The sequence below is a fragment of the Pantoea agglomerans genome (assembly GCF_020149765.1).
Lineage (GTDB): Bacteria > Pseudomonadota > Gammaproteobacteria > Enterobacterales > Enterobacteriaceae > Pantoea > Pantoea alvi.
This window is the reverse complement of the sequence record NZ_CP083808.1, coordinates 264,756-284,890: the sequence shown is the minus strand read 5'-3', so window position 1 is coordinate 284,890 and position 20,135 is coordinate 264,756. Positions and strand designations below refer to the sequence as shown.

The window sequence follows — 20,135 nt, the reverse complement described above, 5'->3', positions numbered from 1 at the left end:
CGCAATGAGCAAACTTCTCGACCGCTTCCGCTATTTCAAACAGAAAGGCGACAGCTTCGCAGAGGGGCACGGTCAGGTCTATAACACCAATCGCGACTGGGAAGAGAGTTACCGGCAGCGCTGGCAATATGACAAGATCGTGCGTTCCACCCACGGCGTAAACTGCACCGGCTCCTGCAGCTGGAAGATTTACGTTAAAAACGGTTTGGTTACCTGGGAGACGCAGCAAACCGACTATCCGCGTACGCGTCCCGATCTGCCCAACCACGAGCCGCGCGGCTGTCCGCGCGGTGCGAGCTACTCCTGGTATCTCTACAGCGCCAACCGGCTGAAATATCCGCTGGTGCGCAAGGTGCTGCTGGAGATGTGGCGCGACGCGCTGGCGCAGCACAGCGATCCGGTTGACGCCTGGAACGCCATTATGGCGGACAAGGAAAAGAGCAAAATCTATAAATCGCAGCGCGGCCGCGGCGGTTTCGTGCGCGCCAGCTGGAAAGAGCTGAATCCGCTGATCGCCGCCGCCAATATCTGGACCATCAAAAACTACGGCCCGGACCGAATTGCGGGCTTCTCGCCAATCCCGGCGATGTCGATGGTTTCTTATGCAGCAGGCACGCGCTATCTGTCGCTGCTCGGCGGCACCTGCCTGAGCTTCTACGACTGGTATTGCGACCTGCCGCCCGCGTCGCCGATGACCTGGGGCGAGCAGACCGACGTGCCGGAATCCGCCGACTGGTACAACGCTAACTACATTATCGCCTGGGGCTCCAACGTGCCGCAGACGCGCACCCCGGACGCGCACTTCTTTACCGAAGTGCGCTACAAAGGCACTAAAACGGTCGCCATCACCCCGGACTACTCGGAAGTCGCCAAGCTGTGCGACCAGTGGCTGGCGCCGAAGCAGGGCACCGACAGCGCGCTGGCGATGGCGATGGGCCACGTCATCCTGAACGAGTTTCACCTGAAAAACCCCAGCGACTACTTCCTGAACTACGCGCGTCAATACACCGATATGCCGATGCTGGTGCTGCTGGAGCCGCGTGAAGATGGCAGCTATGTACCGGGACGCCAGCTGCGTGCCGCGGACCTGGCCGATAACCTCGGCGAAGAGAACAATCCGCAGTGGAAAACCGTCGCCTTTAACCAGACGGGCGATCTGGTGGTGCCGAACGGGTCAATCGGCTTCCGCTGGGGCGAAAAGGGCAAATGGAACCTCGAACAGAAAGCAGCAGGCACGCCGACGCAGCTGACGCTCTCGCTGCTCGACCGGCGCGATGCGGTTATGGATGTTGCCTTTCCCTACTTTGGCGGCATCGAGAACCCTCATTTTCGCCATGTAAAGCAGGAAGAGGTGCTGCTGCATAAAGTGCCGGTCAAAATGCTGACGCTGGCCGACGGTCGTGAGCTGCCGGTCGCCTCGGTTTATGATTTGACGCTGGCCCACTACGGTCTCGACCGCGGCCTTGATGACGTTAACTGCGCGCGCGACTACAGCGACGTGCGCGCCTATTCACCCGCCTGGGCGGAGCAGATCTGCGGCGTGCCGCGCAGCCAGATTGAAAAAATCGCGCGCGAGTTCGGCGAAACGGCGCACAAAACCCACGGACGCTCGATGATTATCGTCGGCGCGGGCATGAACCACTGGTATCACATGGACATGAACTACCGTGGCCTGATCAATATGCTGGTATTCTGCGGCTGCGTCGGTCAGACCGGCGGCGGATGGGCGCACTATGTGGGTCAGGAGAAGCTGCGTCCGCAAACCGGCTGGGCGCCGCTGGCCTTCGCGCTTGACTGGAATCGTCCGCCGCGCCAGATGAACAGCACCTCGTTCTTCTATAACCACGCCAGCCAGTGGCGCTTTGAGAAACTGCAGGTCAGCGAACTGCTGTCGCCGCTCGCCGACGCCAGCAAGTTCAGCGGCCAGTTAATCGACTTCAACGTCCGCGCCGAACGTATGGGCTGGCTGCCATCCTCGCCGCAGCTCGGCATCAACCCGCTGCGCATCGCCGAAGAGGCGAAACGCGCCGGCCAGTCAGAGCAGGCCTGGACCGTTGACGCGCTGAAGTCTGGCAAGCTGCGCATGGCGTGCGAAGATCCCGATAACGGCGACAACCATCCGCGCAATATGTTTATCTGGCGCTCAAACCTGCTCGGCTCGTCGGGCAAAGGGCACGAGTATATGCTGCGCTATCTGCTCGGCACCGAGAGCGGTATTCAGGGCGAGCCGATAAGCGATGAGAAGGAGCGCCCGGAAGAGCTGGAGTGGCGCGGCGAGGCGCTGGAAGGCAAGCTCGACCTGCTGGTCACGCTCGATTTCCGCATGTCCAGCACCTGTCTCTTCTCCGATATCGTGCTGCCGACCGCCACCTGGTATGAGAAAGACGATATGAATACTTCGGATATGCATCCGTTTATTCATCCGCTTTCCGCCGCGGTCGATCCCGCCTGGGAGTCGAAAAGCGACTGGGAAATCTATAAAGGCATCGCCAAAACCTTTTCCGACCTCTGCGTTGGCCATCTCGGCAAAGAGACCGACGTGGTGCTGCAGCCGCTGCAGCACGACTCGCCGGGCGAACTGGCGGCGGGCGACGTGCGCGACTGGAAAAAAGGGGAGTGCGATCTTATTCCTGGCCAGACCGCGCCGCAGATTATCAGCGTGCAGCGCGACTATCCCGCCGTCTACGAGCGCTTCACCTCGGTCGGGCCGCTGCTGGAGAAGCTGGGCAACGGCGGCAAAGGCATCAGCTGGAACACCGATAAAGAGGTCGACCTGCTGCGCCGTCTTAACTACACCAAAGCGGACGGCGTTGCTAAAGGCCAGCCGATGATCAACAGCGCCATCGACGCCGCAGAAGTGATCCTGACGCTGGCGCCGGAAACCAACGGTCAGGTGGCGGTAAAAGCCTGGCAGGCGCTGAGTGAGTTCACCGGTCGCGACCACACCCACCTGGCGAAGCCAAAAGAAGAGGAGAAGATCCGCTTCCGCGATATTCAGGCGCAGCCGCGCAAAATCATCTCCAGCCCGACCTGGTCTGGCCTGGAAGATGAGCATGTCTCCTATAACGCCGGCTACACCAACGTGCATGAGCTGATCCCGTGGCGCACCCTGTCGGGCCGTCAGCAGCTCTATCAGGATCACCCCTGGATGCGCGCCTTCGGCGAAGCGTTCTGCGCCTACCGTCCGCCGGTTGATACGCGCAGCGTGCAGAACCTGGAGCATATTCCCTCCAACGGTTTCCCGGAGAAAGCGCTCAACTTCCTTACGCCGCACCAGAAATGGGGCATTCACTCTACCTACAGTGAAAACCTGCTGATGCTGACGCTGTCACGCGGCGGCCCCATCGTCTGGATGAGTGAAACAGACGCCAGAGAGCTGGGGATTGAAGATAACGACTGGATCGAGGTGTTCAACGCCAACGGCGCGCTGACGGCGCGCGCAGTGGTAAGCCAGCGCGTTCCGGCGGGCATGACGATGATGTATCACGCGCAGGAACGTCTGATGAACATTCCAGGATCGGAGGTGACCGGCCAGCGCGGCGGTATCCATAACTCGGTCACGCGCGCCTGTCCGAAACCGACCCATATGATCGGCGGCTACGCCCAGCTGGCGTACGGCTTCAACTACTACGGCACCGTCGGCTCTAACCGCGACGAATTTATCATGGTACGCAAGATGAACAAGGTGAACTGGCTGGATGACGAAGGCCGCGATCAAGTACAGGAGGCGACAAAATGAAAATCCGCTCTCAGGTCGGCATGGTATTAAATCTCGATAAGTGCATCGGCTGTCATACCTGCTCCGTCACCTGTAAAAACGTCTGGACCAGCCGTGAGGGGATGGAGTACGCCTGGTTTAACAACGTAGAAAGCAAACCCGGCGTCGGCTATCCCAACGCCTGGGAGGACCAGGAAAAATGGCGCGGCGGCTGGATCCGCAACATCAAGGGGCGACTGGTGCCGCGCCTCGGCAGCCGCTCATCGGTGCTGATGAAAATCTTCGCCAACCCGGTGGTGCCGGGCATCGATGACTACTACGAGCCTTTTACCTTTGACTACCAGCATCTCCACACTGCCAAAGCAGGCAAGAACCAGCCGACGGCGCGCCCGCGCTCGCTGATCAGCGGTCAGCGTATGGACAAAATCCAGGGCGGCCCGAACTGGGAAGAGATCCTTGGCGGCGAGTTCAGCAAGCGTTCGGCGGATAAAAACTTCGACGCGATGCAGAAGGAGATGTACGGCCAGTTCGAAAACACCTTCATGATGTATCTGCCGCGCCTGTGCGAGCACTGCCTTAATCCCGCCTGCGCCGCTACCTGTCCGAGCGGCGCTATCTACAAGCGCGAAGAGGATGGCATTGTCCTGATCGACCAGGATAAATGCCGCGGCTGGCGTCTGTGCGTCAGCGGCTGCCCGTACAAAAAGATCTACTTCAACTGGAAGAGCGGCAAGTCGGAAAAATGCATCTTCTGCTATCCGCGCATTGAGTCAGGCATGCCCACCGTCTGCTCAGAAACCTGCGTCGGCCGCATTCGCTATCTCGGCGTGCTGCTGTATGACGCCGACAAGATCGCCGAAGCGGCCAGCACCGAACAGGAAACCGATCTCTACCAGCGCCAGTGCGACGTCTTTCTCGATCCCTTCGATCCGCAGGTGATCGAAGAGGCGCTGAAGCGGGCATCCCGCAAAGCGTTATCGATGCCGCGCAGGCGTCGCCGGTGTGGAAGCTGGCGATGGACTGGAAGCTGGCGCTGCCGCTGCATCCCGAATATCGCACGCTGCCGATGGTCTGGTATGTGCCGCCGCTGTCGCCGATTCAGTCGGTGGCCGACGCGGGCGGGCTGGTGTCCCAGACCAGCGTGCTGCCGGACGTGGAAAGCCTGCGCATTCCGGTGCAATACCTCGCTAACCTGCTGAGCGCCGGCGATACCGCCCCGGTGCTGCGTGCGCTGAAGCGCATGATGGCGATGCGCCACTACAAACGCGCGCAGAGCGTGGACGGGGTTACCGATACGCGCGCCATCGACGAGGTGGGGCTGAGCGAAGCGCAGGTCGAGGAGATGTATCGCTATCTGGCGATCGCCAACTATGAAGATCGCTTCGTTATCCCCAGCAGCCATCGCGAGCTGGCGCGTGAAGCCTTCCCTGAACGCAACGGCTGCGGCTTTACCTTTGGCGACGGCTGCCACGGCAGTGACACCAAATTTAACCTGTTTAACAGCCGCCGCATTGACGCGATCAATATCGGCGACAACGCGGGAGGCAAATAATGGCGCTAATTAAAGCTGTAGCCCTGCTGCTGGAGTATCCCGACGAGGCGCTCTGGTCGCATCAGGAGGAGCTGCGCGAGCTGGTCAGCGCGCAGCATCCCGCGCTGCTGCCCTTTATCGATCGCTACTTTGCCACGCCGCCGCTCGATATGCAGGCAGAATGGTGCGCGCTGTTCGAACGCGGCCGCGCGACTTCGCTGCTGCTGTTTGAGCATGTGCACGCAGAGTCGCGCGATCGCGGTCAGGCGATGGTGGATCTTATGGCGCAGTATGAACGCGCCGGACTGGAGCTGAACTGTCGTGAACTGCCGGACTATCTGCCGCTCTATCTGGAATATCTCAGCCTGCAGCCAGAAGCGGATGCCCGTCAGGGACTGCTGGACGTCGCGCCGATTCTGGCGCTGCTCGGCGGCCGTCTGAAAGAGCGCGACAGCGACTTCAGCCTGCTGTTTGACACGCTTCTGAAGGTAGCCAACAGCCCGCTGAGCAGCGAAAGCGTGGCGGCTCAGGTCGCCAGCGAGTCGCGCGACGATACCCCGGCCGCTATGGATGCGGTCTGGGAAGAGGAGCAGGTGAGGTTTATCGACGACAGCGCCTGCGACAGCTCCGCACAACAGCAACATCAGCGGCGCTTCCGCCATGAAACCGCGCCGCAATATCTCGATCTCTCCGCTGGAGGAACAGCCTGATGCACTATTTAAACGTGTTGTTCTTTGATATCTATCCCTACCTGTGCGGCACCGTGTTCCTGATTGGGAGCTGGCTGCGTTACGACTACGGCCAGTACACCTGGCGCGCCTCCTCCAGCCAGATGCTGGATAAAAAAGGGATGCGCCTGGGTTCTAATCTGTTTCATATCGGTATTCTCGGCATCTTCTTCGGCCATTTGTTCGGCCTGCTGACGCCGCACTGGATGTATGAATCCTTCCTCGCTATCGCCACCAAGCAGAAGCTGGCAATGGCGGCGGGGGGCGTGTTCGGCATCATGACGCTGGTCGGCGGTTTGCTGCTGCTGAAGCGTCGTCTGTTCAGTCCGCGCGTTCGTGCAACCTCAACCCCTGCCGATATGCTGATCCTGATGATTCTGCTGGTGCAGTGCGCGCTGGGTCTGACAACGATCCTCTTCTCGATGCAGCATCTCGACGGTGCCGACATGATGAAGCTGGTGGGCTGGGCGCAGGCCATTGTCACCTTCCGCGGCGGCGCCTCTGAATCGCTGGCCGGGGTAGAGTGGATCTACCGGGTGCATCTGGTACTCGGCATGACTATTTTTCTGCTGTTTCCGTTTACGCGACTGGTTCACGTCTGGAGCGCGCCGGTGGAATATTTCACCCGACGCTATCAGGTGGTAAGAGCCCGCCGCTGATAATCGCCTCGCGCCAGCTATATTAATGGCTGGCGCGAAATTACGCCCGCCGCTGATTGACTTTTCTGTAACCCCACCGCGCCTTTACAGTAACTGAGATAACGCATTTTTATTTAAGTTACTTAACATTTTTATTAACTCTTTTTACTTAGTCGCTGTGACAAGGATCGCATTACTCCCTACGCTTAAGCTCAGGTAATAATAAAAAGGTGAAGCGTGAATGTTGATAAAAATGAAGCGAGAGCGATCCCACACTGAAGACCGCTATCTTGCCGTCTGGCTGGCGACAGCGGCTGGCCTGCTTAACGCTATGGCGTTAGGCGCCTTTGGTTTTTTTCCTTCACATATGTCGGGCAATACTTCACAGCTCTCCAGCGAAGTGAATAACAGCGATCTGCGCGATCTCACCTTTCTCGGCTGCCTGCTGCTGGCCTTTGTCGCGGGCGCGGTCACCGCGCGGCTGGCGGTGATTGCCGGACTTAAACACAATATGCGCACCATTTTCTGCCAGGTGCTGGTAGCGGAAGGGATCGCCCTGTTGTGTCTGTCGCTGTTCGAAATCTTTTTCTACTCTTCCGGCAATAACCGCGAAGTCTTAGTGCTGCTCGGTTTTCTGATGGGCGTGCATAACTCCACCTCAACGCAGTTATCTAACGGACGCGTGCGCGCGACGCATATTACCGGCACCCTGACCGATGCCGGCATTTCCTTTGCCTCTGTGCTGAGCGCAATGCTGCGCCGCGACCCGTCGAAAAACGCGCATGCGCAAAAGAAGCAGCTGAAAACGCACCTGACCACTATCTTCTCGTTTCTCGGCGGCGGGATTGTCGGGCTGTGGCTGTTTCGTCATGCAGGGTTTCACGCGATGGCGGTGCTGGGGGCGGTACTGATTTTACTGGCGCTGACGTCGATGGCGATGACGCTGATGCGCGTCAGAAGAGTGGTGCCGAAACGTGGCATTGTCGCTGCGGGCAGAACGGCGAAATAGCCTGCCCGGCAATCAGCGTCCAACATGTCTAAAGTCGAACCAAAGACGCTACCCTCTTGAATCAAGTTTACCGCTGCGAAAGGGTTCAAGAGGGAGAATGTTTACCTCTCTGGCAGCGGACGCTGGAGCAGCGTCAGGCACTACAGTGCATCTGGAAAACAGAAAGGGAATGTCGCTCTCCGTTAAGTAAAAGCGAATCTGACATCATAAGCGGGCTTGTTCTTTCCACAGAGAGTAGTAGCGTCCTCTCTGCTGAAGCAGCTCATTATGCGTTCCCTCAGCCTCTATTAAACCATTCTGAAGAACGAAAATTCGATCCATTCCTGTTATGGATGATAACCGATGCGCAATTGCGATAACCGTTTTCCCTGCCATTACCTCATTCAGTGAATCACGAATTTCAGCTTCCGTAAGAGAGTCGAGCGCTGAGGTAGCCTCATCCAGAATTAACACCGGAGCATTACGCAAAATAGCCCGACAGATGCTCAGTCGCTGGCGCTGACCGCCCGACAACTTGACACCGCGATCGCCAGTGAGGGTCTCAAATCCGCTATGGGTACCGTCTGTAGCCTGAAGAATAAAATCCAGCGCCTTCGCTTTTTTTGCTGCCTTCCATACGTCTTCTTTGGTGAATTGAGAGCAGCCAAAGGTTATATTTTCATAAATAGTACGATTAAACAGTAAGTTATCCTGATTGACTATGCTGAACTGCTGACGAAGATCATGTCGGTTTAGTTCCCTGATGTCCACGCCATCAAGCATAATTTCTCCCTGCTCAGGATCGTAAAATCGCATCAGCAAACTGATTAACGTCGATTTGCCGCAGCCAGATTCTCCCACAATCGCGACTTTTTCTCCGGGGCGGATATGCAGGTTTATTCCCTGAATAATCCTTTTACCCGCAGCATACTGAAAATGCAGATCATGAATTTTTATCTCGCCTGCGCTGCTATCTCTCAGTATCGGGAGAGTGCCGTCGGTAATTTGATTCTGGTAATCTATTGTCTCAACAGAAGCATTAAATAACCCCAGCGACCGCATCGCACCGGTTAATTGCTCCATCAGAGCAGAGAGCTGACTTTCCATACGCAAAACTAGCCCGAACACAGCTGAAATCTCTCCCACTGAAAGCAGCCCTTCGCGCCATGATAAAATTGAGATATAGCCTGCTGCGACTATTGCCGTTGAGCTGGTTAGCAACAGAAGCATCTCTGCCGTGGTAATGGCTCGCAGAAAACTTTCATTCTTATTTATAAAATCGCTCAGCCTGTGACGCATAAACTCACTATCATCTCCCTGGGGCGAAAGTGATTTGACATTAATTATATTGGAAAAAATATCGACAAGATGGCCGTTGATTATATTGGAAGAGTCAGCTGATTTACGGGACAGTCTTTTTATTTCAGGCGCATATTTTACTGAAAGAGCGAGATAAAGTGCCAGCCAAAGAATAACTACAGCCGTAAACCCTGTATTAATGAAACTCATATACCCCAGCGTTAAAAGGATAAAGGCAACATTCGACCCTATTCTTTGCAATACACTAAGTAAGAATTCTGTCGCGGCCTGTCCGGCCTGCCAGACAGCGGATGCAATTTTTCCGGCGTGATTATGGTTAAAAAAAGCAAGGTCATTATTAATCACCTTGTTATAAAGCAACCAGCGGATCATAGGGCTAAAACGGGTGCGAAGGCATTGATCGCAAAGTAATCCCAGGCTCAATGCTGAGAGCGGCCGAACAACAAGAAACAGCACTGCGGTAAGGACCAGTAACTGATTTTGTGTAACCAGATGAGCGACAGCAGGTTGCAGAGTGCCGTTCAGAGAATCAATTACCAGCCCCAGGGTATAAATTATACCGACATCAACGGCGGCTTTAATCAGTCCGGCGAGAGCAATGAGCACAACAATAAATTTTATTTTTTTAACGAAATACCATATCCCCTGTCTCTTCTCTGTAAAACAGATATCTTTTTCCGGGAAGGGCGTCAGTAAGTTTTCAAAGAAATGAAAGAGCCTTGCTAACATAGGTTTTCCTTAACTGGATATCATGATGGCCAGCGGCGGTGCCGTCATTTCAAATTGCGATAGCGTTAATATACGGCTTGTTATCATTGACCGTGCGGACTTTACGTTTCTCGGCGGCGGGATTGTCGGGCTGTGGCTGTTTCGTCACGCAGGGTTTCACGCGATGGCGGTGCTGGGGGCGGTACTGATTTTACTGGCGCTGACGTCGATGGCGATGACCCTGATGCGCGTCAGAAGAGTGGTGCCGAAACGTGGCATTATCGCTGCGGGCAGAACGGTGAAATAGCCTTAACCCCGTCGGTAAAGAGAGGCGGGAAGCGCTGGGGAAGGGAGCACGGCACCGGCGATTAAAAGCGTGCTTGTGCCTTCCACAGCAAGGAATAGCTTCCCGTTCGTTCGCTTAGCCGTCCGCCGCTGCGGTGCATCGATGCCCCTTATTTTTGTCCGTAATAGGCATTGGGGCCATGCTTACGCAGAAAATGCTTGTTCATCAGATAATCATCTATTTCCGCAAGCTGTGGATTAATGCCGCGCGCAATCCACGCCATTTTCGCCACCTCTTCCAGCACCACGGCATTATGCACCGCCTCATGCGCATCTTTACCCCAGGCGAATGGGCCATGCTGACAGACCACGACTCCCGGCGTATGCAGCGGCTCACTTGCGCCCAGCGTTTCGATAATCACCTTACCGGTGTTTAGCTCATAATCACCCTCAACCTCCGCCTGGGTAAGCGCCCGCGTGCAGGGAATATTGCCAAAGAAGTAGTCGGCATGCGTCGTTCCCAGCGCCGGGATTGCCCGCCCCGCCTGTGCCCAGGCGGTGGCGTGCGTTGAATGGGTATGCACGACACCGCCAATCCCAGGGTAACGTCGGTAAAGCGCCAGATGGGTTGCGGTATCGGAAGAGGGCCGCCATTTTCCCTCGACCACATCGCCCTGGAGATTGACCACCACCATATCCTCCACGCTCAGTCTGTCATAGGGCACGCCGCTCGGCTTAATCACCACCAGACCCCGCTCACGATCGATAGCGCTGACGTTGCCCCAGGTAAAGGTCACCAGGCCATAACGCGGCAGATCCGCGTTGGCTTCATACACCTGCTGTTTGAGCCGAAGCATGTTCCGCCTCCAGTAAGCCAGCCTTCGCCATCCGTTCACGTACCCAGTCCCGCGCGCTGGCCACTTCGGCGACCGGATCGTCGGCGGTTTCACTCCACATCTCAATCAGATAGGGGCCGCAGTAGCCCGTCTGCTTCAGGGTGTTAAAACAGCGTTCAAAATCCACCACGCCGGTGCCGAAGGGAACATTTTTAAACACGCCCGGCCGCGTATCCTTTACGTGAATCGCCACGATATGCCCGATGCCCGCCTGAAGCTCCATCTGTACGTCGTTATCCCATGCCGACAGGTTGCCGATATCTGGATAGAGCTGGAACCAGGGGTTATTCAGGTAGTGCGCATAGCCCAGCGCCTTGCTGATGGAGTTCATCAGCGGATAGTCCATGATCTCCATCGCCAGCGTGACCTGCGCGCGGCTCGCCATCTCGACGCTCTCTTTCAGGCCGTCACGAAAACGACGACGCGTCTCATCGTTGGCTTGCTGATAGTAAACGTCATAACCCGCCAGCTGGATAACGCGGATGCCGACATCCTGCGCCAGAGCAATCGCTTTCCGCATGATCTCCAGCCCCTGGGCACGCACCCCGTCATCCTCGCTTCCCAGAGGAAAACGGCGGTGGGCGCTCAGGCACAGTGAGGGGACGCGAACCCCCGTTTCAGCGATGGCGCTGACCAGCGCCAGCCGTTGCTCCCGCCGCCAGTCGAGGCGAGCAAGGCGCTGGTCCGTCTCATCCACCGACATCTCAACAAAATCGAACCCCAGCTGCTTCGCCAGCTGGAGCCGCTCCAGCCAGTCATCCCCAGCAGGAAGCGCTTTCTCATAGATGCCGAGCGGAACCGGTTTAAACGACATAGCGACTCCTTAGCCCCAGAGCTGAGTGATGACGTGTTTAAACTGACGCGCTGCCTCTACCGGCGAAGCCGCATCCCGAATGCTGCGACCCGCAATAAAGACGTGGATGGGGATGCCTTTAAACAGCGGCAGATCGTCCAGCGCCAGCCCGCCGGTGACGGTCACTTTGAAGCCCATATCCGCCAGGCGCCTGATGGCGCTGATATCCGCATCTCCCCAGGAGACGCCTGCGGCCTGCGCATCACGACTGCGGTGATAAACCACCTGCTGGATGCCCGCCTCGCGCCACGCCTGCGCCTGTTCCCACGTCCAGAAACCGGTGAGTTCAATCTGCACGTCGCCGTTGTAGCCTCTGGCGACCTCCAGCGCGCCTTTCGCCGTGTTGATATCAGCACAGCAGATTACCGTGACCCAGTCGGCCTGGGCTTCAAAACACATCTTCGACAGGATGGTGCCGGCATCGGCGATTTTGGCATCCGCCAGCACGATTTTGTGCGGATACAGCGCCTTGAGGTCACGCACGGCCCGCACTCCTTCGCCGACACAGAGAATGGTGCCGACTTCGATGATATCGACTTCCTCAGCAATCAGGCGGGTGGTGGCGTAGGCGTCGGATAGGGTCTGGTTATCCAGCGCAACCTGCAACATAGGTAATGACATATTCAGCTCCTGTTAAACTGCCGCCGCAGTGGCGTTATCGATTAAGTTGAGTACGTCCTGTCCGGTTCGGCAGGCGCGTAAGCGGTCAAAATTGGCTTCGTCATTGAACAGGTTGACGATCTGCATGATCCCCACTTCCTGATGGGTATGCGCATCCACAGCGGCCATGGTGATCAGAATGTCCACCGGGTCGTTATCTTCGTGGTTGAACAGCAGCGGGGTTTTCAGCGTCACCAGCGCAAAGCCGGTTTTCTTCACGCCTTCTTCCGGGCGGCCGTGCGGCATTGCCAGCCCAGGCGCGATAACAAAATAGGGGCCGTGCTGCGCCACGCCGTCGAGAATGGCCTGGTAATAGCGCGGCTCTACCACATCCGCCCTGACCAGCAGATCGACGCCCAGCCTTACCGCCTCCTGCCAGGTGCTGGCCTCGGCCTGGAGAAGAATTGCGTTATTTTCCGCCAGCGAATCACGTAACTTCATCGCGCGTCCTTACCTCACGTCCTGAGGGAAATGTGCGTTGATCACTTCAAGCAGTTTTGGACCGAAATCCGCAGGCGACAGCATATTGCGCACGCCCACCACATATTTGTTGCCTGAGACGCTGATTTCGCCGGCGATGTGGGTCGATGCGATAATGATATCTGCACCGTTCAGTTCACTTTTATATTCACCCACTGCGCAGCTGCTTACCGTATGGTCGATATTTGACTGGGTCAGAAACTGGCCCACTTTCATCTTCATGATCATGGAGCTGCCTTGTCCGTTGCCACACACGGCCAGGATACGTACGGTCATAATCGAAACTCCTTAGTGAGTAGAGAGTTCTGCGGGTTGTTCTGCATCTTCTTCTTGTCGCAAAGATCGGCCTGCGAAAAACATATAGGCCAGCGCAGTCAGGATGATGACGGCCATAAAAATCAGTCCAAGCGAGGCGAAGCCCTGCATCACAGGGGGAGCCAGAATTGACCAGTCCGCCATGCCCATCCAGGCGCTCATGGCGGTGAGCCTGACGGCCCACACGCAGCCGAAGATTTCAATCATTCCCATCACCAGACAGATCTTCAGCGCCGCGCGCCAGCCGCCAAAATGGTTAGCAAACACGCCGATGGTGGCGTTGGAGAAGAACATCGGAATAAAGCCGGGAATGATCAGAATCGACGAGCCACAGCCGACCAGAATGCCCACCGCAATCAGCTGGCCAATGGTGCCCCACATAAAGCCCCAGACCACGGCATTAGGGGCGAAGCTGTAGATAGCCGCACAGTCGATCGCCAGAACCGCGCCGGGGATCAGACGCTGAGAGATGCCGTTAAAGGCTTCCGATAGCTCAGCGACGAACATGCGCACGCCCTGAGTGATAATGAAAATCGCCACCGCGAAAGAGAAGCCGGTTTGCAGCAGATAGACCGTCCAGTGGGTTTTGCCCGCCATCGCCTGGACAACGTTGATGCCAAAGGAGAGCAGAATGGCACCAAAAAAGAGAGTCATCACAATGGCGGTGGAGACGATGTTGTCGTGGAAGATGTTCAGCCAGCCCGGCAGCTTGAGATCTTCCACGCTCTCTTCAGGTTTACCCAGGCGGGGGGCAATCTTACAGGCTATCCAGGAGGCGAACTGCTGCTGATGCCCAACAGAGAAACCGCAGCCGTCGGTCACGGCCTGGGTGGGTTTGTACATCATGTTGGCGGTGATCCCCCAGTAGAGCGATACCAGCACCGCGGTGCAGATAATCGTGGTCCACATGGCGTAACCGAAGATATAGAACGAAACCGCCACCAGGCCCGCCTGCTGAAACATAATATGACCGGTCAGCATGATGGTGCGAATGCCGGTAATGCGGCGCAGCAGCACGTAAAGGATGTTCAGCGCCAGCGCGAGCAGAACGGCGTAGCCCACCCAGCTATAGGCATCCCCCATGCGATCGATGGTGGCCATCATCGAGGCGTAGGTGTCAGAGATAGCGCCGTTAATGCCATACACCTCTGACATTTTGGCGACCACCGGCTTAAAGGTGCTGGTCAGGATGCCTGAACCCGCCTGCAGCAGCATAAAGCCAATAATGGTTTTAATGGTGCCTTTGATAATCACGCTGACGCTTTTGCGCAGCAGGATATAACCCAGACAGGTCACAATCCCCAGCAACAGCGGAGCGTTGGTCATCACCTGATGAAAGAACAGGGTAAAAATGTTGTAGAGGATCTCCATAACGCTCTCCAGAAAGGAAAACACAAGGGGCAATCCCTGTGTGGTCAGTGCCAACACTCTAGTAATCACCAAAAATCACCACAAGATCACTTTTGATTATTTGTGACGCGCCATGCAAATTATTTTTGTGCGCCATGCGATGATCGCTCCTGCCTGTAACGCCCCTGAATTAAAGGTTACCCCGCTAATATATAAGTAAAAACTATATTTATTAGCCAGTTAAGTACGGGTGTTGCAGCGGGTATGCAAATGTCACTGGCGTAATCAAGGCGTTGCAAACCGAATCAAAGCGTGTCAGTATCAATCAAAGGTAATCATATTGTGATTACTTTTGATTTCATTAAGGAGTGGAACCGATGAGTAAAGTGAACACCATCACCCGCGAATCCTGGATTTTGAGCACGTTCCCGGAGTGGGGCAGCTGGCTAAACGAAGAGATTGAGCAGGAGCAGGTCGCGCCGGGTACCTTTACGATGTGGTGGCTGGGCTGTACCGGAATCTGGCTTAAGTCAGAGGGCGGGGCCAATATTTGCATCGATTTCTGGTGCGGCACCGGCAAGCAGAGCCACGGCAGCGGGCTGATGAAAAAAGGGCATCAGATGCAGCGTATGAGCGGGGTGGAAAAGCTCCAGCCCAACCTGCGCACCACTCCTTTTGTGCTCGACCCTTTTGCCATTCGGCAGATCGATGCGGTGCTCGCCACGCACGATCACAACGATCATATTGATGTCAACGTGGCCGCCGCCGTGATGCAAAACTGCGCGGAGACGGTGCCCTTTATCGGACCTCAGAGCTGCGTGGATATCTGGATCGGCTGGGGAGTGCCAGAAGCGCGCTGCATCGTGGTGAAGCCGGGCGATGAGATAAAAATCAAAGATACGGTGATTCATGCGCTGGATGCGTTTGACCGCACCGCGCTGATTACCCTGCCAGCCGATCAGAAAGCCGCGGGCGTGCTACCTGATAATATGGACGCGCGCGCGGTCAACTACCTGTTCAAAACCCCCGGCGGTTCGCTTTATCACAGCGGTGACTCTCACTACTCTAACTACTATGCGAAGCACGGAAATGACCATCAGATCGACGTGGCGCTTGGCTCATATGGTGAAAATCCGCGCGGCATCACGGATAAAATGACCAGTGCCGATATGTTGCGTATGGCTGAAGCGCTGAAAACCCGCGTGGTGATCCCATTCCACCACGATATCTGGTCAAACTTTCAGGCCGATCCCCAGGAGATCCGCGTGCTGTGGGAGATGAAAAAAGATCGGCTGAACTATGGCTTCAAGCCCTTTATCTGGCAGGTCGGCGGCAAGTTCACCTGGCCGCTGGATAAAGACAAGCTGGAATATCACTATCCGCGCGGTTTTGATGACTGTTTTACAGCTGAACCCGATCTACCCTTTAAGTCTTTTCTTTAGGGCTGAGGTGCCGGATAATCCGGCACCTTCCGCTTGACGGTCGGTCAAACAAAAACAGGTAGCAGAATGACTGAAACACAGCGACATCATCTTTTAATTAATCTGCTGCGTGAACACGATGTGCTTAGCGTCAGTGAGATTACTGAACTTTTGGGTACCTCTCCGGCCACCACCCGGCGCGACATTATTCGCCTCGATAAAGAGGGGAAAGTGCGTAAAGTCCGCAATGGCGCCGAAGCCATCACGCCGGAACGCGAGACCTGGCTCCCGCTTAATCCTAACCGGGCGCCAAACCATGACGAGAAGGTGCGCATCGCCCGGGCGGCGTCGACCTTCATTCATCCCGGCGAAAGTGTGGTGATTAACTGCGGTTCGACGGCGTTTCTGCTGGGCCAGGAAATCTGCAACAAGAAAGTACAAATCATCACTAACTATCTGCCTCTGGCCAACTACCTGATTGAACATGACCATGAAAGCGTCATTATCATGGGGGGCCAGTACAGTAAAAATCATTCGATCATTTTGCCGCCCCAGGAGAGCAGCAGCAGCCTCTATGCCGGTCACTGGATGTTTACCAGCGGCGGCGGACTGACCGCCGAAGGGCTGTATAAAACGGATATGCTGACGGCGATTTCTGAGCAGCAAATGCTGGGAATGGTCGGGAAGCTGGGCGTGCTGGTGGACAGCAGCAAGCTGGGCCAGCGCGCGGGCATGCTGTTCAGCAAGGCGGAGAATATCGATCTGGTGATCACCGGCCAGCAGGCCGATGCCGGGATTGTAAACGCGCTGAAAGCGCAGGGTATCGAGGTGGTACTGGTATAGCGCTGCGAATGCGCCGCAGGCCGTTGCGTGCGGCCTGGCGCGGCGCAAAAAAAAGCCGGTAACTCAGGTTACCGGCTTTTTCGCCTCTAAGCGGCTTAGCCTACCAGCGGCTTCGCGGTTTTCTCAACCAGCGCCAGCAGGACTTTCACATCTTCCAGCGTGACGGTGGGGTTAAGCAGCGTCAGCTTCAGGCAGGTTACGCCGTTGTGCTCGGTCACGCCGACGTTGGCGCGGCCCGATTCCAGCAGCGCGTCGCCGATGCGCTGGTTCAGCAGCGCGGTTTCGGCAAGATCGTGACAGCCGGTTTCCGGATGGAAGCGGAACAGCACGCTCGCCAGCTGCGGCTTCATCACCAGCTCAAGCAGCGGATGGGCGCTGATATATTTCGCGACCTGCTGGGCAAGGGTGACGCCGTGATCGATGATCGCCGCGTACTGTTTCTGACCCAGCGCTTCCAGACCCATCCACAGCTTCAGCGCGTCGAAACGGCGCGTGGTCTGCAGCGATTTGGATACCAGGTTCGGCACGCCCGCCTCTTCGTCAAACTCAGAGTTCAGGTAAGCCGCCTGGTAGCGCATCAGCTCATAGTTCGCCGCATCTTTCAGCAGGAAAGCGCCGCAGCTGATGGTCTGGAAATACTGCTTGTGGAAGTCCAGGGTAACGGAATCCACCAGCTCCAGGCCGTCCAGATAGTCGCGATATTTTTCCGACAGCAGCAGCGCGCCGCCCCAGGCTGCATCGACGTGTACCCAGATATTGTTCTGGGCCGCCAGCGCGGCGATGTCGCGCAGCGGATCGATAGCGCCCGCGTCGGTGGTGCCTGCGGTAGCAACGATCGCCAGGATCTGTTCGCCGTTGGCTTTCGCCTGGGCGATCTTCTCCGCCAGATCGGTTACGTCCATACGGGCGTATTCGTCGGTTTTCACCTGGGTTACGCACTGGTAGCCCAGGCCGAGCAGCGCCATATTCTTCTGTACGGAGAAGTGGGCGTTTTCAGAACAGAAGACCTTCAGCTTGCGCAGATCGCCTGTCAGGCCATCCTGCTGCACTGAGTGGCCCTGACGCGCAAAAAACGCGTCGCGCGCCAGCATCAGGCCCATCAGGTTGCTCTGGGTGCCGCCGCTGGTGAAGACGCCCGCGTCGCCCGCTTCATAGCCAACCTGGGCGCGCAGCCACTCGATCAGCTTCATCTCAATGATGGTCGCTGACGGGCTCTGGTCCCAGGAATCCATGCTCTGGTTGGTGGCGTTGATCAGCACTTCCGCCGCCTGGCTGACTACCAGGCTCGGACAGTGCAGATGCGCCACGCACTGCGGGTGATGCACCGCCAGGCTGTCCTTCAGGAAGAACTCCACCGCGCGCTCAATGGCAGCCTGGTTGCCCAGGCCGGTCGGGTTGAAGTCCAGCGCAATACGCTCGCGCAGTTCCGCGACGGTTTTGCCCTGATACATTTCAGGCTGCTTCAGCCACTCAACAACCGCTTTGCTGCTCTGCTCGATAACCTGCTGATAGGCTTCGATGCTCTGCGCTGAGCCCGCCAGGATCGGATTTAATTCAGACATGATTGCATTCCGCTCCACTTAAACCGGCTGCACGCCAGCGGCCAGCAGCGCCTGCTCGAACTTATCGAGGAAGACTTCCAGCTCCTGGTTGGTGATCAGCAGGGAAGGCAGCAGACGCAGCACGCAGCCGTGACGGCCGCCGCGCTCGAGGATCAGGCCCGCTTCAAAGCATTTTTTCTGCAGCAGGGCAGAGAGATCGCCGTCCGCCGGATAGCAGCCCAGCTGATCTTTGGCTTCGTTCGGCTTCACAATCTCGATGCCGATCATCAGGCCCAGGCCGCGTACGTGGCCGATAACCGGGAAGCGTTTCTGCATCTCAGCCAGTTTGCCTTTCAGCCACTCGCCTTGCTGTGCCACTTTGTCGGCGATGTTCTGCTCTTTCAGGATCTTCAGCGTGGTCAGGCCGGTCGCCATCGCCAGCTGGTTGCCGCGGAAAGTACCGGTGTGGTGACCCGGCGCCCAGGCGTCGAACTGCTTTTTGATACCCAGTACGGCGAGCGGCAGACCACCGCCCACAGCTTTGGACATCACAATAATGTCTGGCTGAATGCCGGCGTGTTCAAAGGCGAAGAATTTACCGGTGCGCGCAAAGCCCGCCTGCACTTCGTCGATGATCAGCAGAATGCCGTGCTCTTCGGTCACCTTACGGATACGCTGCAGCCACTCGGCCGGTGCCGGGTTTACGCCGCCTTCGCCCTGGACCGCTTCCAGGATCACCGCCGCAGGTTTGCGCACGCCGCTTTCCACGTCGTTGATCAGATTTTCGAAGTAGTAGGTCAGCGCTTTTACGCCCGCTTCGCCGCCGATGCCCAGCGGGCAGCGGTAAAGGTGCGGGTAAGGCATAAACTGCACTTCCGGCATCATGCCGTTGACCGCTTCTTTCGGCGACAGGTTACCGGTGACCGAGAGCGCGCCATGGGTCATGCCGTGGTAGCCGCCGGAGAAGGCGATAACGCCTGAACGGCCGGTGGCTTTTTTCGCCAGCTTGATGGCTGCTTCTACCGCGTCCGCGCCGGACGGGCCGGTGAACTGCAGTTTGTACTCTTTACCCTGGCCCGGCAGCAGCGACAGCAGGTATTCAGAGAACGCATCTTTTAAGGGCGTTGTCAGATCGAGAGTATGTAACGGCAAGCCGCTGGTAATGACATTTTGGATGCTCTGCAATACGTCAGGATGATTGTGACCCAGCGCCAGCGTACCCGCGCCTGCCAGGCAGTCGAGGTACTCTTTGTTGTCGGCGTCGGTGATCCATACGCCTTTCGCCTGGGTAATCGCTAACGGTAACTTGCGGGGATAACTTCTGACGTTTGATTCGAACTCAGCCTGACGGGCCAAATAGGTTTCATTGTTTGCGTTTGAAGTGGCATCTAAAGAATCAATACGGACTTTATCCGTCATCATATCTCTCCTACAACCGGGGCAATCGTATGTGCCGCAGTTGAATGATTGTTAAAAAATCGGGTTACCTGATTTTAGGCGCGGCCAATATAGAGCTTTTGCGATTCGGGCTCAATCTTTTATTTTGTTTAGATTCATTCGCGTTTATATATAACAAACCTTTCCTGCCATGCGGCCTGCCAGCAAAGTATGCGCGCCCCTGATGACGCCTGTGTTAACAAGGTGTGACGGCGTAGCGCAGCCGGCAGGTTTAACCGCAAAAAAAACGCTAACCGAAGAAGAAACAGGCAATTAAAGGCCTTTTTTGTTGACGTATTAAACAAACGACGCGGTGAAAATTATCACGCCATAAATTAATCCGCAGCGCGAAGGTTAAGTTATATAAAAGGCTTAACCTTACGTGCGGGAAACATATTTAAACCAAATTGTTTAAACCGGAAA

At 56.5% G+C, this 20,135-nt stretch carries 16 protein-coding genes and 1 pseudogene; 8 read left to right on the top strand and 9 right to left on the bottom strand.

Going from position 1 to position 20,135, the window contains the following annotated elements:
- The first annotated feature begins 4 nt into the window (after positions 1–4).
- The 5 genes and pseudogenes from LB453_RS01280 (at position 5) to LB453_RS01260 (ending at position 7,624) form a co-directional block, all read left to right on the top strand.
- Positions 5–3,739, top strand: a complete 3,735-nt coding sequence (locus tag LB453_RS01280) for a nitrate reductase subunit alpha (protein ID WP_103796536.1) — start codon at positions 5–7, stop codon at positions 3,737–3,739.
- Positions 3,736–5,270, top strand: a pseudogene (narH, locus tag LB453_RS01275) (nitrate reductase subunit beta). The gene LB453_RS01280 and the pseudogene narH overlap by 4 nt, the downstream one beginning before the upstream one ends.
- A complete protein-coding gene (gene narJ / locus LB453_RS01270; protein WP_103796534.1) occupies positions 5,270–5,959 on the top strand; it encodes a nitrate reductase molybdenum cofactor assembly chaperone in 690 nt (229 codons plus the stop codon). The pseudogene narH and the gene narJ overlap by 1 nt, the downstream one beginning before the upstream one ends.
- Positions 5,959–6,636: a respiratory nitrate reductase subunit gamma gene (gene narI / locus LB453_RS01265; protein ID WP_103796533.1), complete on the top strand. Its 678-nt coding sequence runs from the start codon at positions 5,959–5,961 to the stop codon at positions 6,634–6,636. Before narJ ends, narI begins: the two co-directional genes overlap by 1 nt.
- 220 nt (positions 6,637–6,856) lie before the next feature.
- Positions 6,857–7,624 carry a YoaK family protein gene (locus tag LB453_RS01260; protein ID WP_103796532.1) on the top strand — a complete coding sequence of 256 codons (768 nt, stop codon included), beginning with the start codon at positions 6,857–6,859 and terminating at the stop codon, positions 7,622–7,624.
- A 204-nt stretch (positions 7,625–7,828) separates the two neighbouring features.
- Here the strand turns inward: LB453_RS01260 and LB453_RS01255 are convergent, their stop codons facing one another.
- Positions 7,829–9,652 (bottom strand): ABC transporter ATP-binding protein, encoded by a 1,824-nt coding sequence (locus tag LB453_RS01255; RefSeq protein ID WP_224481386.1) that lies wholly within the window; start codon positions 9,650–9,652, stop codon positions 7,829–7,831.
- Positions 9,653–9,674: 22 nt separating this feature from the next.
- On the opposite strand from LB453_RS01255, the gene LB453_RS01250 reads away from it, so the two are divergent.
- Positions 9,675–9,938 carry a hypothetical protein gene (locus LB453_RS01250; RefSeq protein WP_224481385.1) on the top strand — a complete coding sequence of 88 codons (264 nt, stop codon included), beginning with the start codon at positions 9,675–9,677 and terminating at the stop codon, positions 9,936–9,938.
- 148 nt (positions 9,939–10,086) lie between these two features.
- Here LB453_RS01250 and LB453_RS01245 read toward each other — a convergent pair whose 3' ends face one another.
- Genes LB453_RS01245 through ulaA form a run of 6 tightly spaced genes read right to left on the bottom strand, consistent with a single transcriptional unit; the run spans position 10,087 to position 14,491 of the window.
- The gene (locus LB453_RS01245; protein ID WP_103796529.1) at positions 10,087–10,773 is read right to left on the bottom strand and encodes an L-ribulose-5-phosphate 4-epimerase; all 687 of its coding nucleotides are present in this window, start codon (positions 10,771–10,773) and stop codon (positions 10,087–10,089) included.
- The gene (locus LB453_RS01240) at positions 10,745–11,626 is read right to left on the bottom strand and encodes an L-ribulose-5-phosphate 3-epimerase (protein ID WP_103796528.1); all 882 of its coding nucleotides are present in this window, start codon (positions 11,624–11,626) and stop codon (positions 10,745–10,747) included. The genes LB453_RS01245 and LB453_RS01240 overlap by 29 nt, the downstream gene beginning before the upstream one ends.
- Before the next feature lie 9 nt (positions 11,627–11,635).
- Positions 11,636–12,286 (bottom strand): 3-keto-L-gulonate-6-phosphate decarboxylase UlaD, encoded by a 651-nt coding sequence (locus tag LB453_RS01235; RefSeq protein ID WP_224481384.1) that lies wholly within the window; start codon positions 12,284–12,286, stop codon positions 11,636–11,638.
- Between the two features lie 12 nt (positions 12,287–12,298).
- Positions 12,299–12,766 (bottom strand): PTS ascorbate transporter subunit IIA, encoded by a 468-nt coding sequence (gene ulaC / locus LB453_RS01230; RefSeq protein WP_103796526.1) that lies wholly within the window; start codon positions 12,764–12,766, stop codon positions 12,299–12,301.
- Positions 12,767–12,775: 9 nt separating this feature from the next.
- A complete protein-coding gene (gene ulaB, locus LB453_RS01225; RefSeq protein WP_103796525.1) occupies positions 12,776–13,081 on the bottom strand; it encodes a PTS ascorbate transporter subunit IIB in 306 nt (101 codons plus the stop codon).
- A 12-nt stretch (positions 13,082–13,093) separates the two neighbouring features.
- The gene (gene ulaA / locus LB453_RS01220; protein ID WP_103796524.1) at positions 13,094–14,491 is read right to left on the bottom strand and encodes a PTS ascorbate transporter subunit IIC; all 1,398 of its coding nucleotides are present in this window, start codon (positions 14,489–14,491) and stop codon (positions 13,094–13,096) included.
- A gap of 356 nt (positions 14,492–14,847) precedes the next feature.
- On the opposite strand from ulaA, the gene ulaG reads away from it, so the two are divergent.
- Positions 14,848–15,912 carry an L-ascorbate 6-phosphate lactonase gene (gene ulaG / locus LB453_RS01215; protein WP_103796523.1) on the top strand — a complete coding sequence of 355 codons (1,065 nt, stop codon included), beginning with the start codon at positions 14,848–14,850 and terminating at the stop codon, positions 15,910–15,912.
- Positions 15,913–15,978: 66 nt separating this feature from the next.
- Positions 15,979–16,734, top strand: a complete 756-nt coding sequence (gene ulaR, locus LB453_RS01210; RefSeq protein WP_103796522.1) for an HTH-type transcriptional regulator UlaR — start codon at positions 15,979–15,981, stop codon at positions 16,732–16,734.
- A 95-nt stretch (positions 16,735–16,829) separates the two neighbouring features.
- On the opposite strand, the gene LB453_RS01205 is transcribed toward ulaR, so the two are convergent.
- Together LB453_RS01205 and LB453_RS01200 are read right to left on the bottom strand one after the other, a co-directional pair.
- On the bottom strand, positions 16,830–18,296 hold the full coding sequence (locus LB453_RS01205) for a pyridoxal phosphate-dependent decarboxylase family protein (RefSeq protein ID WP_103796521.1): 1,467 nt from the start codon (positions 18,294–18,296) through the stop codon (positions 16,830–16,832).
- Between the two features lie 18 nt (positions 18,297–18,314).
- Positions 18,315–19,697 (bottom strand): diaminobutyrate--2-oxoglutarate transaminase, encoded by a 1,383-nt coding sequence (locus LB453_RS01200; RefSeq protein WP_103796520.1) that lies wholly within the window; start codon positions 19,695–19,697, stop codon positions 18,315–18,317.
- Between the last annotated feature and the right edge of the window lie 438 nt (positions 19,698–20,135).

What these genes read in the sequence shown, in the direction of transcription:
- LB453_RS01280 (WP_103796536.1), top strand. Translation starts at nt 5, where the DNA reads ATGAGCAAACTTCTCGACCGCTTCCGCTATTTCAAACAGAAAGGCGAC.
- narJ (WP_103796534.1), top strand. Translation starts at nt 5,270, where the DNA reads ATGGCGCTAATTAAAGCTGTAGCCCTGCTGCTGGAGTATCCCGACGAG.
- narI (WP_103796533.1), top strand. Translation starts at nt 5,959, where the DNA reads ATGCACTATTTAAACGTGTTGTTCTTTGATATCTATCCCTACCTGTGC.
- LB453_RS01260 (WP_103796532.1), top strand. Translation starts at nt 6,857, where the DNA reads ATGTTGATAAAAATGAAGCGAGAGCGATCCCACACTGAAGACCGCTAT.
- LB453_RS01255 (WP_224481386.1), bottom strand. Translation starts at nt 9,652, where the DNA reads ATGTTAGCAAGGCTCTTTCATTTCTTTGAAAACTTACTGACGCCCTTC.
- LB453_RS01250 (WP_224481385.1), top strand. Translation starts at nt 9,675, where the DNA reads ATGATGGCCAGCGGCGGTGCCGTCATTTCAAATTGCGATAGCGTTAAT.
- LB453_RS01245 (WP_103796529.1), bottom strand. Translation starts at nt 10,773, where the DNA reads ATGCTTCGGCTCAAACAGCAGGTGTATGAAGCCAACGCGGATCTGCCG.
- LB453_RS01240 (WP_103796528.1), bottom strand. Translation starts at nt 11,626, where the DNA reads ATGTCGTTTAAACCGGTTCCGCTCGGCATCTATGAGAAAGCGCTTCCT.
- LB453_RS01235 (WP_224481384.1), bottom strand. Translation starts at nt 12,286, where the DNA reads ATGTCATTACCTATGTTGCAGGTTGCGCTGGATAACCAGACCCTATCC.
- ulaC (WP_103796526.1), bottom strand. Translation starts at nt 12,766, where the DNA reads ATGAAGTTACGTGATTCGCTGGCGGAAAATAACGCAATTCTTCTCCAG.
- ulaB (WP_103796525.1), bottom strand. Translation starts at nt 13,081, where the DNA reads ATGACCGTACGTATCCTGGCCGTGTGTGGCAACGGACAAGGCAGCTCC.
- ulaA (WP_103796524.1), bottom strand. Translation starts at nt 14,491, where the DNA reads ATGGAGATCCTCTACAACATTTTTACCCTGTTCTTTCATCAGGTGATG.
- ulaG (WP_103796523.1), top strand. Translation starts at nt 14,848, where the DNA reads ATGAGTAAAGTGAACACCATCACCCGCGAATCCTGGATTTTGAGCACG.
- ulaR (WP_103796522.1), top strand. Translation starts at nt 15,979, where the DNA reads ATGACTGAAACACAGCGACATCATCTTTTAATTAATCTGCTGCGTGAA.
- LB453_RS01205 (WP_103796521.1), bottom strand. Translation starts at nt 18,296, where the DNA reads ATGTCTGAATTAAATCCGATCCTGGCGGGCTCAGCGCAGAGCATCGAA.
- LB453_RS01200 (WP_103796520.1), bottom strand. Translation starts at nt 19,697, where the DNA reads ATGATGACGGATAAAGTCCGTATTGATTCTTTAGATGCCACTTCAAAC.